The organism is Actinomadura fibrosa, from assembly GCF_900659615.1.
Taxonomy (GTDB): domain Bacteria; phylum Actinomycetota; class Actinomycetes; order Streptosporangiales; family Streptosporangiaceae; genus Spirillospora; species Spirillospora fibrosa.
The window spans coordinates 16,242-28,859 of record NZ_CAACUY010000036.1 but is presented as its reverse complement, the minus strand read 5'-3'; the positions used below and the strand labels follow the sequence as shown (position 1 = coordinate 28,859).

General features: G+C 73.6%; 12 protein-coding genes and 2 pseudogenes. 9 read left to right on the top strand and 5 right to left on the bottom strand.

Annotation, left to right across the window (positions count from 1 at the left end; translation table 11 throughout):
- Nucleotides 1-12: 12 nt before the first annotated feature.
- From E1300_RS15495 to E1300_RS15485, 3 genes are read right to left on the bottom strand one after another with little or no spacing between them, the layout of a single operon-like run.
- The gene (locus E1300_RS15495; protein WP_131757695.1) at nt 13-843 is read right to left on the bottom strand and encodes a carbohydrate ABC transporter permease; all 831 of its coding nucleotides are present in this window, start codon (nt 841-843) and stop codon (nt 13-15) included.
- Complete coding sequence (locus E1300_RS15490; RefSeq protein WP_131757694.1) at nt 840-1,865, bottom strand: carbohydrate ABC transporter permease; 1,026 nt, start codon at nt 1,863-1,865, stop codon at nt 840-842. Before E1300_RS15490 ends, E1300_RS15495 begins: the two co-directional genes overlap by 4 nt.
- A 23-nt stretch (nt 1,866-1,888) precedes the next feature.
- Nucleotides 1,889-3,229 carry an ABC transporter substrate-binding protein gene (locus E1300_RS15485; protein ID WP_131757693.1) on the bottom strand — a complete coding sequence of 447 codons (1,341 nt, stop codon included), beginning with the start codon at nt 3,227-3,229 and terminating at the stop codon, nt 1,889-1,891.
- Between the two features lie 206 nt (nt 3,230-3,435).
- Here E1300_RS15485 and E1300_RS15480 point away from each other — a divergent pair, with 206 nt between their 5' ends.
- The 9 genes and pseudogenes from E1300_RS15480 to E1300_RS15440 all read left to right on the top strand — a co-directional run.
- Nucleotides 3,436-4,158, top strand: a complete 723-nt coding sequence (locus E1300_RS15480) for a nucleotidyltransferase domain-containing protein (RefSeq protein ID WP_131757692.1) — start codon at nt 3,436-3,438, stop codon at nt 4,156-4,158.
- Complete coding sequence (locus E1300_RS15475) at nt 4,155-4,919, top strand: nucleotidyltransferase domain-containing protein (RefSeq protein WP_242619163.1); 765 nt, start codon at nt 4,155-4,157, stop codon at nt 4,917-4,919. Before E1300_RS15480 ends, E1300_RS15475 begins: the two co-directional genes overlap by 4 nt.
- 225 nt (nt 4,920-5,144) lie before the next feature.
- Nucleotides 5,145-5,840, top strand: a complete 696-nt coding sequence (ribA, locus tag E1300_RS15470) for a GTP cyclohydrolase II (RefSeq protein ID WP_131757691.1) — start codon at nt 5,145-5,147, stop codon at nt 5,838-5,840.
- Between the two features lie 284 nt (nt 5,841-6,124).
- The gene (locus E1300_RS15465) at nt 6,125-6,859 is read left to right on the top strand and encodes a CDP-alcohol phosphatidyltransferase family protein (protein WP_242619168.1); all 735 of its coding nucleotides are present in this window, start codon (nt 6,125-6,127) and stop codon (nt 6,857-6,859) included.
- Nucleotides 6,816-7,784 carry a zinc-dependent alcohol dehydrogenase gene (locus tag E1300_RS15460; RefSeq protein ID WP_131757689.1) on the top strand — a complete coding sequence of 323 codons (969 nt, stop codon included), beginning with the start codon at nt 6,816-6,818 and terminating at the stop codon, nt 7,782-7,784. Before E1300_RS15465 ends, E1300_RS15460 begins: the two co-directional genes overlap by 44 nt.
- A 31-nt stretch (nt 7,785-7,815) precedes the next feature.
- Nucleotides 7,816-8,214 (top strand): 6-pyruvoyl trahydropterin synthase family protein, encoded by a 399-nt coding sequence (locus E1300_RS15455; RefSeq protein WP_131757688.1) that lies wholly within the window; start codon nt 7,816-7,818, stop codon nt 8,212-8,214.
- Nucleotides 8,211-9,344 (top strand): glycosyltransferase family 4 protein, encoded by a 1,134-nt coding sequence (locus E1300_RS15450; protein WP_242619162.1) that lies wholly within the window; start codon nt 8,211-8,213, stop codon nt 9,342-9,344. Before E1300_RS15455 ends, E1300_RS15450 begins: the two co-directional genes overlap by 4 nt.
- Before the next feature lie 173 nt (nt 9,345-9,517).
- Nucleotides 9,518-10,321, top strand: coding sequence for a class I SAM-dependent methyltransferase (locus E1300_RS15445; RefSeq protein ID WP_242619161.1), 804 nt, complete (start codon nt 9,518-9,520; stop codon nt 10,319-10,321).
- Nucleotides 10,318-11,121 (top strand): annotated as a pseudogene (locus E1300_RS15440) (lysylphosphatidylglycerol synthase transmembrane domain-containing protein); the annotation flags it as partial. The gene E1300_RS15445 and the pseudogene E1300_RS15440, both read left to right, overlap by 4 nt.
- A 3-nt stretch (nt 11,122-11,124) precedes the next feature.
- Here the strand turns inward: E1300_RS15440 and E1300_RS15435 are convergent.
- On the bottom strand, nt 11,125-11,886 hold the full coding sequence (locus E1300_RS15435) for a creatininase family protein (RefSeq protein ID WP_207399758.1): 762 nt from the start codon (nt 11,884-11,886) through the stop codon (nt 11,125-11,127).
- A gap of 127 nt (nt 11,887-12,013) precedes the next feature.
- Nucleotides 12,014-12,547, bottom strand: a pseudogene (locus E1300_RS52480) (phosphatase PAP2 family protein); the annotation flags it as partial.
- Nucleotides 12,548-12,618: the final 71 nt, after the last annotated feature.

The following is a 12,618-nucleotide window of genomic DNA, read 5'->3' as shown; positions in this document are numbered from 1 at the left end:
GGGCGCGCGGTGCTACTTGACTCCTCCGGCGGTGAGACCCGCCACGATCCGGCGCTGGAATACCAGCACCACCACGAGCAGCGGCACGGTGACGATCACGCCCGCCGCCATCTGCGTGCCGAACGGCTGGTCGAAGCCGGACACGCCGGTGAACTTGGAGATCGCCACGGTGGCGGTCTGCATCTCCTTCTTGTTCACCATCGACAGCGCGATGAGGAACTCGTTCCACGCCGCGATGAACGTGAGGATCGCGGTGGTGAACACCCCGGGCGCGGCCAGCGGCACGATGACCTTGCGGAACGCCTGGCCGCGCGTGCAGCCGTCCACCATCGCGGCCTGCTCCAGCTCGAACGGGAGCTGGCGGAAGAACGCGGTGAGCAGCCACACCGACAGCGGCAGCGCGAAGCCGAGGCTCGGCAGCACCATCGCCTGGTAGGTGTTGATCCACTTGATGTCGGTGAACAGCTTCAGCAGCGGGACGAGCTGGGAGATGCCCGGGAACATCGTGGTCGCGATGATCAGGCCGAGCACGGCGTTCTTGAACCGGAACTCCAGCCGCGCCAGCGCGTACGCGGTGAAGATCCCGATGATCAGCGTGAGGGCGGTGGTGCAGCCCGCCACGATGACGCTGTTGAGCAGCGCCCGCCCGAACCCGTTGTCGCCGGAGAAGACCGCGGAGAAGTTCTCCCACGACCACCGGGCCGGGACGGGCGAGTTGTCGAACTGGTCCTGCGGGCGGCGGAACGCCGAGATCGCCATCCAGTAGAACGGCGCGAGGCAGTACGCCGCCACCGCGGCGATGCCGAGGTAGGACAGCGTCCGCCGTGTCACCGACCCGGTCATGCGGCCACCTCCGCGCCCTTCCTACGGCCCTTCACCGGATGGTTCCGCCGCGCCCGCCTCGTCTGCTGCCGGGCCTCGCCGATGATGTCGGCGCCGAGCAGCTTCACGAACAGGTAGGCGATCAGCGCGATGTACAGGAACAGCACCGTCGCGTACGCCGCGGCGGACCCGTAGCGCAGGTTCGACGCCTCGAACCACGCGATCATCGTGAGCGTCTCCACCGACTTCTGGTTGACGCCGATCAGCACGGCGGGCAGGTCGAACATCCGCAGCACGTCCAGCATGCGGAACAGCACCGCCACCAGCAGGGCGGGCTTGACCAGCGGCAGCGTGATCCGCCAGAACTGCTGGAGCGCTCCGGCGCCGTCCACCCGCGCCGCCTCGTAGACGTCGCGCGGGATCATTTGGAGCCCGGCGAGCACGAGCAGCCCGATGAACGGGGACGTCTTCCACACCTCGGCGATGACGACGGCCATCTTCGCCGGGAAGCCGTCGGCGGTCCACAGGATCTCCTGGCGCAGGACGGCGTTCGCGGCGCCGTCCGCCTGGAAGATCCACCGCCACAGCAGGCCGGAGATCGCGGTGGGGATCGCCCACGGGACGAGGATGCTGGCGCGCACCAGCGCCCGCCCGCGGAACGCCTGGTGCATGATCAGCGCCATCGTCACGCCGATCAGCGTCTCCAGCACGACCGTGGTCAGCGTGAAGAACGTGGTGTTCCAGAACGCGTTCCAGAACGCGTCGGCCCGGTCGCCGCTGAAGATCGCGGTGTAGTTGTCGAGGCCGACGAACCGCTCGCCCTCGACCACGAACCCGTCGGCGTCGAGGCCCTGCCCGCGGGCGTAGAGCGACTCGCGGAACCCGGCGAGCACCGGGTAGCCGATGACCAGGCCGAGGACGAGCAGGGTGGGGGACAGCAGCACGGCCGCGAGCTGCCTCGTCCCCTGCGCGTCCCGCCTCTTCCTGCGCGGGGCGTCCGCCGCGGCGGGGGCCGCGGCGGACGCGTCGTCGTACGTCGTCATGTTGATCATTGTTGGCCGACCGGTCACTGCGCGGTCAATGGCGTCAGCTTGCTCTGAAGGCCGGACAGTGCCTGGTCGACGGACGTCCTCCCGGTGACCGCGTCGTACACCGAGCCCTGGATCGCGGCGGTCACGTCGCCGTACTTCACGACGACCGGACGCGGCTTGGCGCTCGCGATCGCGCTCTTGAGCACCGGCAGGTAGGGGAACTTCTTCACCATCTCCGGGTCGTCGTAGAGCGCGGCGACCGTCGGGGCCTGCGAGGTGGCGAGCAGGTTCGCGCGCTGCGACTGCTCGCCGGTCAGGTACCGGATGAAGTCGAGCGAGGTCGCCTTGTTCTTGGCGAACGCGGAGATCGCGAGGTTGTGGCCGCCGAGGTTGGCGACGCCGGGGCCGTTCGGCCCGGGCAGCGGCGCGACCGCGAACCTGCCCGCGACCTTGGACGAGCCGTCGCCCTTGTCGGCGAGCGCGTACTGGTACGGCCACTGCCGCTGGAACAGCAGCTTGCCGGACTGGAAGTAGCGGCGCCCGCCCTCGGTGTCGAGCGTGACCGCCGCCTTCGGCATCCGGCCGTCCTTGCGGGCGTTGACGAGGAACTCCAGCCCCTGCTTGGCGGCCGGGGTGTTCAGCGCAGGCTTCCCGCTCGCGTCGACGATCGTCCCGCCCGCGCTGCCGATCGCCTCGACCGCGCTGATCGTGATGCTCTCGGTCTTGTTGACCTCGGTGAAGAAGCAGTCGACGTCCTTGCCCTCGGGGAGCTTCTTCACCTTGTCGCACGCGGACCACATCTCCGCGTACGTCTTCGGGGGCGCGGAGATTCCCGCCTTGTCCAGCAGGTCCTTGCGGTAGTAGAGCATCCCGGCGTCGGACGTCGACGGCACCGCGTACAGCTTGCCGCGGTACTGGCCGGTCGCGATGGTCGCCGGGAGCATCGTCGACAGGTCGATCGCGGCGCCCTTCGCGGTCGCCGCGCCGGACCCGCCGGACGGGACCATCGGGAGCTGCGTCAGCCACCGGTTCGCCGCGAACTCGGCCGTCCAGACCACGTCGAGGTTGAGGACGGAGTAGGCGTCGGATTTGGTCGTGGCGTTCTGGATCATCTGCTGCCGCTGGTCGTTCGGCTCGTCCGGCAGCTCGATGACCCGGGCCTTCTCGTTCGGATGGTCCTCGTTCCAGTTGTCGATCTGCTTCTGGAGGTAGCCGGAGCGGTCCTTGCCGGTCACGAACGTGATGGGGCCGCGGCCTTGCAGGCCCTCGGCCGTGGTGCCCTTCGAGCCGCCGTCGTCATCGCCGCCGCAGGCGGACAGCGACAGCGCGAGGGCGGCGCAGGCGACGGTGGCGCCGGTCAGGGGGATGCGCCGCATGGGTCCTCCTTCGCGGGACGAGCCGCACGCGTCGTCCCGCCGGTCCAGGGAATGGGGTGGCTGGACCGGGACGTTAGCAACGCGTTTCAGCATTGTGAAGCTCTTGCAGAAAGTTTCAGCAAGTTCGTGTCCGAGGTGTAACGCGCTTGCAGCGGGCCGGGCAACCGGGTTGGTGCCGCCGCGCGTCCTGCGCCAGGCTTTCCGCCGTGACCCCTGCCCCGGACGCCGCGCCCGCCGCCGCGCTCGACCTCGTGCGCGACCACACCATCCTGTCGGTCGTGGTCGGCTCCCGCGCGTACGGGCTCGCGACCGAGGACAGCGACGTCGACCGCCGGGGCGTCTTCGCGGCGCCCGCGCCGCTGTTCTGGCGTTTCGACAAGCCGCCCACCCACCTGGACGGGCCGCTGCCCGAGCAGTTCTCCTGGGAGCTGGAGCGCTTCTGCACCCTCGCGCTCGCCGCGAACCCGACCGTCCTGGAGTGCCTGTGGTCGCCGCTGGTCGAGCGGGTCACCCCCGACGGGCAGGAACTGCTGGCGATCCGGAACGCTTTCCTGTCCCGTCATGCGCACCGGACATTCCTGCGCTATGCGGACGCCCAGTTCCGCAAGCTGCAAGGCGACTTGCGGAACGCGGGACGGCCGAACTGGAAGCACGTCATGCACCTGCTGCGCCTGCTCCACAGCGGCGCCCGCCTCGTCGCCGAGGGCGTCCCGCTGCTGGACGTCGGCGACCTCCGCGACCGCCTGCTCGCCGTCCGCCGCGGCGAGGTCGGCTGGGACGAGATCGACGCCTGGCGCCGCGCCCTCACCGCGGACATGGAGGCGGCCCTGGACCGCAGCCCGCTACCGCCCGAACCCGACCGCGCCCGGGTGGAGGACTACTTGGTCTCCGTCCGCCGAAGGAGCCTTCTTAGGAGCACGGACCGGTGAACCCCCTCCCCGACGGCATGCTCGACCGGCTCGACGCCGACCACCCCTACCCGCGCGCGTTCGTGACGATCAGCGGCGCCCACCTGTACGGCTTCCCGTCCGACGACTCGGACGTGGACCTCCGCGGCGTCCACCTCACGCCCCTTGAGGACATCGTCGGCCTGGACACGGTCGAGCAGACCCTCACGCTCGGCTGGGACCACGCGGGCGTCGAGGCCGACGTCGTCACCCACGACCTGGCGAAGTTCTGCCGCCTCCTCCTGCGGCGGAACGGCTACGTCCTCGAACAGGTCACCTCCCCGCTCGTCGTCGCCACGTCCCCCGTGCACGACGAGCTGCTCGCCCTGGTGCCGGGCCTGCTGACGTCCAACCACGCCCACCACTACCTGGGCTTCGCGCGCACCCAGTGGGGCCTGTTCGAGAAGACCAAGGAGCTGAAGCCGCTCCTCTACACGTTCCGCGTGCTGCTCACGGGCATCCACCTCATGCGGGCGGGGGAGATCCAGGCCGACCTGCCGCGGCTCATGGACTACGGCCCGTCCTACCTTCTCGACCTGGTCGAGGCGAAGCGCGCCGCCGAGCACGGCGCGCTGCCGTCCGGGGCGCCCAAGCCCAAGCGCCTGCGCGCCGACGTCGAGGCGCTGACGGCCCGGCTGAACGAGGAGCGGGACGCCTCGTCGCTGCCCGCGCAGCCGAGCGTCCACCGTGACCTGCACGACCTGGTCGTCCGCACCCGCCTGGCCGGGTACCGCCCCGCCTGAATCAGGGCCGCTCCGCGCCGGCCACCGTCCGCGTCCGCGCCGCCGCACTCCGGATCGGGATCCGGCTGAACCCTCCGGGGGTCTCCCGCCGTGTTCACCGGTGACACACCCGCCCGTTACCGTTCAGGGTCTGAATGATTCAAAAGCAGAGTGATTTGGGACGCAACCGGACGGCCGGATCTCCACGTACTCACTGGTGGATCGCCGAGCCGAAGAGGGGGAACGATGCGTGACCAGGGCATCGACCACGACGACATCGCGGAGGCCGACCTGAGGACGCGACGGGGCGTGTTCCGCGCCGTCGCGTTCCGGGACCCGGTCGACGGACACGAGCACATGGCCCTCGTCCGGGGGAACGTCAGGGGGAGCGAGAACGTCCTCGTCCGGATGCACTCCGAGTGCATGACCGGCGACATCTTCGGCGCGACGCGCTGCGAGTGCGGCGACCAGCTCGGCGCCGCGCTCGACGCGCTCGTCCGCGAGGGCGCCGGCGTCCTCGTGTACCTGCGCGGCCACGAGGGCCGGGGGATCGGCCTGGTCGCGAAGGTCCGCACGCACGTCCTCCAGGACGACCAGGGACTCGACACCGTCGACTCCGCCACCGCCATCGGCCTGCCGGTGGACGTCCGCGACTACGGACCGGCGGCGCGCGTCCTGCGCCACCTAGGCGTCCGGTCGGTGCGGCTGCTGTCGAACAACCCCGACAAGGTCAGCGCCCTGGAGTCGTACGGGATCGACGTCGCCGCCCGGGTCCCGCTGCTCGTCCCGGCCAGCGACGACAACATCCGCTACCTGACCGCCAAGCGCGACCGGCTGGGCCACGACCTGCCCCACCTCGACGCCCGCGACCTGCCGGCCGTGAACGGCCACGACCTGCCCCGCCTCGACGCCGCGTGCGGAAGCGGCGAGGTGCGCGGATGACCCCGCAACAACTGGCGCCCGCCCAGCTGCTTGCGCCACCCGAACTGTCGGCACCACCCCTCGACACGGCACCACGGGTTGATACGGCACCGTCTCTAAGCGCGGCACCACGGTCGGATGCGGCACCGCTTCGGGAGTCGGCATCGCGACTGGACACGGCATCGCGACTGGACGCGGCACCGTTTCGGGAGTCGGCGGCACCGGGCCGGGAATCGGCACCGCGCCGACACGCGGCGACGCGCCGGACGTCTGCGTCGCGCGGGGGGATGTCGTCGCGTGTGGAGCTGAGTGTGGCGGTGGCCGCGCAGGGGGCGCTGCTCGCGGCGCTGCGGCCGGGGGTGTTCGGCTGGGCCGCGGGTGCCGTCTACGCCGTGGCGTTCTGGAGCGTTCTGTCGGCCGCGTTCCGGCGGCGCCCGCTCGGCCCCGCCGACCACGTCACGCTCGTCCGGGTCGTCCTGGCCGGTGCCGTGACCGCGCTCGTCGCCGACAGTGCGGCGCGCCACGTGGCGCACGGCCCGGCGACCGGCGGCGGGTCCGTCGCCGCGCTCGTCGCGATCGCCGCCGTCGCGCTCGTCCTGGACGGCGTGGACGGCCGGGTCGCGCGCCGCACCGGGACGTGCTCGCCGCTCGGCGCGCGCTTCGACATGGAGGTCGACGCGTTTCTGATCCTGGTGCTCAGCGTGCAGGTCGCCGCGTCCGCCGGGGCGTGGGTCCTGGCGATCGGCGCCATGCGGTACGCCTTCGCGGCGGCCGCGTGGACGGCGCCGTGGCTGCGCGCGCCGCTGCCGCCGAGCCTCGCCCGCAAGACGGTCGCCGTCGTGCAGGGCGTGGTGCTCGTGGTGGCCGCGGCCGGGGTCGTCCCGCACGCCGACATCGCCGTCGCGGCGGCGCTCACCGTGCTCACCTGGTCCTTCGGACGTGACATCGTCTGGCTGTCCCTGCGACGGCGGGACGAGCTGCGAGTGAGGAGGACAGGTGCCGCACGACGCCCGCGCGTTCTGGATCCGGTCACCCGGTGAGGGCGAGATCAGGACCGAGACGCTGCCCGACCCCGGTCCGGACGACGTCCTGGTCAGGACGCTCTGCACCGGCGTGAGCCGGGGGACCGAGGCGCTCGTCTTCCACGGCCGCGTCCCGGCGGGCCAGCACGAGGTGATGCGCGCCCCGTTCCAGTCCGGCGCGTTCCCCGGCCCGCTGAAGTACGGCTACCTGAACGTCGGCGTGGTCGAGCAGGGGCCGTCCGGTCTCCTGGGCCGTCCCGTGTTCTGCCTGTACCCGCACCAGACGCGGTACGTCGTCCCGGCGGCCGCGGTCAGCCCCGTCCCGGACGGCGTGCCGCCCGAGCGCGCCGTCCTTGCCGGGACCGTCGAGACCGCGGTCAACGCGCTGTGGGACGCGGCGCCCCTGGTCGGCGACCGCATCGCCGTCGTCGGCGCGGGGATGGTCGGCTGCGCCGTCGCCGGGGTCCTGTCGGGGCTCCCCGGCGTCGACCTCCAGCTCGTCGACACCGATCCGGCGCGCGCGGACACCGCCCGCGCCCTCGGCGTCCCGTTCGCGTCCCCGGACGACGCCGAGGGCGACCGCGACCTCGTCGTCCACGCCAGCGCCACCGAGGCCGGCCTCGCCCGCTCGCTCGAACTCCTCGCGCCGGAGGGCGAGGTCATCGAGCTGAGCTGGTACGGCGACCGGCGGATCAGCGTCCCGCTCGGGGAGCACTTCCACCCGCGGCGCCTCGCGATCCGCGGCAGCCAGGTCGGGACCGTCTCGCCCCGCCGCGCGCGGCGGACCTTCGCCGACCGGCTCGCGCTCGCGCTCCGCCTGCTCGCCGACCCCCGGTTCGACGCACTGATCACCGGCGAGAGCCCGTTCGACGACCTGCCCGAGATCATGCCCCGGCTCGCGGACGGCGCGCTCCCCGCCCTCTGCCACCGCATCGCCTACTGAGCGCCCACGCGCGTCCCAAGGAGGATCCGCCTTGTTCGGCATCACCGTCCGCGACCACGTCATGGTCGCCCACAGCTTCCGCGGCGAGGTCTTCGGCCCGGCCCAGCGGCTGCACGGCGCCACGTTCGTCGTGGACGCGACCTTCCGCCGCGCCGAGCTCGACGCCGACAACATCGTCGTCGACATCGGCCTCGCCACCCGCGAGCTCGGCGAGGTCCTCGGCGCGCTGAACTACCGCAACCTCGACGACGTCCCCGAGTTCGCCGGGACGAACACCTCGACGGAGTTCCTCGCCAAGGTGATCGCCGACCGGCTCGCCGACCGCGTGCACGCGGGCGCCCTCGGCGAGAACGCGCGCGGCCTCTCCGGCATCACCGTGACGCTGCACGAGTCGCACGTCGCCTGGGCCAGCTACGAGCGGACCCTGTGAGCGGCCGGCACGCCGTGATGGGCGCCCGGGGGACCGCCGGCCTCACCGCCGGCGAGGTCTTCGTGGTCGTCCCCGGCGACGTCGACGACGCGTCCGTCCCGAGCGGCGGGAACGTCTACGACCGGCGGCTCTGCCAGGGCCTCGCGGCGGCGGGACGGCCCGTCCGCGAGCTGAAGGCCGCCGGATCCTGGCCCCGCCCGGACGCGCCCGCCCGCGACCTCCTGGCCCGCTCGCTCGCCGCGCTCCCGGACGGCGCCGTCGTCCTCCTGGACGGCCTCGTCGCCTGCGGCGTCCCGGAGATCGTCGTCCCGCACGCCGCCCGGCTGCGGCTCGCGGTCCTCGTCCACCTCCCCCTCGCGGCCGAGACGGGCCTCGCCCCGGACGTCGCCACCGCTCTCGACGCTCGTGAGCGGCGGACACTGCGCGCCGCGAACGCCGTCGTCGCGACGAGCTTCTGGGCGCGGCGCCGCCTGATCCGCCACCACGGCCTCGAACCCGACCGCGTCCACACGGTCACGCCCGGCACCGACCCCGCCCCGCTCGCGCCCGGCACCGACGGCGCGACCCGCCTGCTGTGCGTCGCGTCCGTGACGCCCCGCAAGGGCCACGACCTGCTCGCCGACGCCCTCGCCACCGTCGCGCACCTGCCCTGGACCTGCGAGTGCGCCGGTCCGCTCGACCGCGCCCCCGACCACGTCACGCGGCTGCGCCGCCTCATCGGCCGCCACCGCCTCGCCGACCGGATCCTCCTCCCCGGCCCGCGGACCGGCACCGCCCTCGCCGCCTCGTACGCCGCCGCCGACCTCCTCGTCCTGCCGTCCCGCGCCGAGACCTACGGCATGGTCGTCACCGAGGCGCTGGCCCGCGGCGTCCCCGTCCTCGCCACCGCCGTGGACGCCGTCCCCGAGACCCTCGGCCGCGACCCGAACGGCGCCGTCCCGGGCGTCCTCGTCCCACCGGACGACGCCGCGGCGCTCGCGTCCGCGCTCCGCCGCTGGCTCGTCGAACCCGACCTGCGCAGCAGCCTCCGCGCCGCCGCCCGCCTCCGGCGCGGCACCCTCCACGGCTGGGACGACACCGCCCGCCGCATGACCACCGTCCTCGACACCCTCCGCCGGGACCCCCAATGACCACCCCCCAACACCCGAGCGGCCAAGACCCAGACGCCCCGACCACGAGCACACCGGACGCAGACGCACCGACCACGGGCACGCCGGACGCGGGTGCGGCGACCAGCGGCACGCCGGGCGGGGGCGCGCAAGCTACGAGCACACCGGGCGCGGCGGATGGGGAGGTGCGGGACGTGGCGCCGGAGAGTCTGCGCGGGACCGGCTCCGGCGGGTACGACGCGTTGTGGTTGGCGCTGCGCGAGGGGGCGGACGCCGACGCCCGCGCCACCGAGCTGCTGGAGCCGCTGCGGGCCGCGCTGCCGCCCGGCGGGCCGCTGGTGATCTGGGACCTCGGCTGCGGCACCGGCTCCCTCGGCCGCTGGCTCGCCCCCCGCCTCGCGGACCGTCCGCAGCGCTGGGTCCTGTTCGACGGCGATGCCGGGCTGCTGGCCAAGGCGCACGTCCCGGCGCCGTTCACCACGCGCGAGGGCGACCTGTCGGCCCTGCGCGCCGCCGACCTCGCGGACGCCTCGCTCGTCGCCGCGTCCGCGCTGCTGGACGTCCTCGACCCGGCGCGGCTCGACGGGCTCGCCGCCGCGATCACCACCGCGGGCTGCCCGGCGCTGTTCACGCTGACCGTCGCCGGGGACGTCCGGCTCGACCCGCCCGACCCGCTCGACGCCGACCTCGTCGCCGCGTTCAACGACCACCAGCGGCGCACCGGCCTCCTCGGCCCGGACGCCGTCGCCGCCGCCACCGAGGCGTTCGCCCGCCGCGGCGCCGCCGTGCTGACCAGCCCGAGCCCGTGGCGGCTGGGGCCCGACCAGGCCGCGCTGACCGCCGCGTGGCTGCGCGGCTGGGTCGCCGCGGCCGTCGAGCAGCGGCCCGACCTGGCCCCCGCCGCTGCCCGCTACCTGCGCCGCCGCCTCCCCGATGGCGGCCTGCGCGCCGAGATCTCCCACACCGACCTGCTCGCCGTCCCCGGAGGAATCACGTGATCGATACGACCGGGGTTCCCCGCGTGCCCGCCGTGACGCGGAGGGCCTGGCCCTGGCTGCGGCTGCTCACCGGCCTCGGCATCCTCGCGGGACTGCTGTGGTGGCACAGCACCGCCGCGTTCGTAGACGCCCTGCGCGCCGTCACCGGGCCCTCGGTGCTCGCCGCGCTCGCGATCGGGCTGCTCACCACCGTCCTCAGCGCCGCCCGCTGGCGTGTCGTCGCGCGCCGCCTCGGCCTCCGGCTGCCGCTCGGCACCGCCGTCGCCGACTACTACCGCTCGCAGTTCCTCAACGCGGTCCTGCCCGCCGGGATCCTCGGCGACGTTCACCGCGCGGTCAGCCACGGGCACCGCTCCGGCGACGTCGCCCGCGGCGTCCGCGCCGTCGTCCTCGAACGCGTCGCCGGCCAGGCCGTCCTCGTCGCCGCCGGGCTCGCGGTGGTGCTCGCCCGCCCGTCCCTGCTCGGCGCCCTCACCCCGGCGCTGATCCCCGCCACCGTCGTGCTGAGCCTCCTCGCGGGCGCCTTCGTGCTGATCCGCCGCCGGACGGGCGCCGCGCGCACCGACGTCCGCGCCGCGCTGGACGCGTGGCCGTCCGTCGCGGGCCTGTCCGCCGGGGCGCTCGCCGGGCACGTCACCCTGTTCCTCATCGCCGCCCGCATCGCCGGCGCGACCGCCCCGCTGATCGACCTCGTGCCGCTCGTCCTGCTCGCCCTGCTCGTCATGGCGCTGCCCGTGAACGTCGGCGGCTGGGGACCGCGCGAGGCCGTCCTGTCGCTGGCGTTCGGCGCCGCCGGGCTCGGGTCAGCGGAGGGCCTGACCGTCTCCGTCGTGTACGGCGTGCTCACCTTCATCGCGGCGCTGCCCGGCGCCGCCGCCCTCCTGCGCAAGGACGGCCAGGCAGTCCCCGAACGAGCGGACGAGGCTCGCGAGCACGTCCCGGCCCTTGCGGGCCGACCCGAGTGACGGCCGCCCCACGACCCCCGACCTCGTGTAGGGCGCCATCCCCGCCGTGAGCAGATGCCTGCGGTCGCCGGACAGGTGATCGGCACTCTCGTACCCCGCCCGCACCATCTCCGGGTGGGCGTGCAGCAGGATCGACGTCTCCAGCTCACCGGCGTGCATGTCGGCGTCGGCGTCCGTCTCCAGCCCCGCCGCCGCCCTCGCCTCGTCCCAGTCGCCGGGGCCGGGGAACAGCGCCATGTCGCCGCCGGCCTCCTGGACGACGTTGCCGAGCACGTAGTTGCCGCCGTGCCCGTTAACGAGCACCAGCTTCGGCGCACCGGCCCGCCGCAGCGACGCCGCGACGTCCGTCACCACCGCGATGAGCGTCGCCGCCGAGATGCTCACGGTCCCCGGCCAGCCCGCGTGCTCGTGCGAGCACGAGATCGTCACCGGCGGCAGCAGCCGCACCGGATGCGCACCGGCGAGCTCCCGCGCGATCGTGCACGCGATGACCGTGTCCGTCGCCAGCGGCAGGAACGGGCCGTGCTGCTCGTGGCTCCCGACCGGCAGGACCGCCACCGGGACGTCCCGCTCCTCGGGACTCGTGTTCAGAGGAAGCATGCCGTCCACCCTGCCACCTCCGCGCCGCCGCCCACCGCTCCGCGGGCAGCCACCGCACCGCCCGGGCCGCCGCCCACGGCTCCGCGGGCAGCCACCGCGCCTGCGCCCGCACCACCAGCATCGCGCCGCCCAGGAGTGCGGCGGCGACGAGCCCGTCCGTCCAGTAGTGGTTCGCCGTGACGACCACCACGAACACCGTCACCGGGGCGTGCAGCGCGACGACCCACCGCCACCGGCTCGACGACACCCGCACCACCGCCACCGCGACGAGCAGCGCCCACCCGATGTGCAGCGACGGCATCGCCGCGTACTGGTTCGCGATCCCGTCCGCCGCCTTCGGATACGCCGACGGGCCCACGGTCAGCATCGTGTCCACGGCGCCGATCCCGGCGAGCCTGGGCGGCGCCAGCGGGAACAGCGCGTGCACGACCAGCCCCGCCGCCGTCATCAGCACCAGCTCGTTCCGCACCCTCTTGTAGGACGACCGGTGCCGCGTGTACAGCCACACCAGCAGCAGCGCCGTCCCCGGGAAATGGACGCTCACGTAGTACAGATTCGCGAGGAACGCCGTATGGCCCCACTCCAGCGCCCAGTGCTGGAGGCCCACCTCGTCCGGTAGCCACGACCGCTCGAACGCCCACAGCGACCTCGCGTTCGCCATCGCCTCGCCGGGCCCGCTCTCGAACAGGGTCCGTCCCCACTTGTAGAAGGCGAACAGGCCCAGCAGCAGGG

Excerpts from the sequence above, each read along its gene's own strand:
- E1300_RS15485 (WP_131757693.1), bottom strand. The coding sequence starts at position 3,229 with ATGCGGCGCATCCCCCTGACCGGCGCCACCGTCGCCTGCGCCGCCCTC.
- E1300_RS15490 (WP_131757694.1), bottom strand. The coding sequence starts at position 1,865 with ATGACGACGTACGACGACGCGTCCGCCGCGGCCCCCGCCGCGGCGGAC.
- ribA (WP_131757691.1), top strand. The coding sequence starts at position 5,145 with ATGCGTGACCAGGGCATCGACCACGACGACATCGCGGAGGCCGACCTG.
- E1300_RS15435 (WP_207399758.1), bottom strand. The coding sequence starts at position 11,886 with ATGCTTCCTCTGAACACGAGTCCCGAGGAGCGGGACGTCCCGGTGGCG.
- E1300_RS15495 (WP_131757695.1), bottom strand. The coding sequence starts at position 843 with ATGACCGGGTCGGTGACACGGCGGACGCTGTCCTACCTCGGCATCGCC.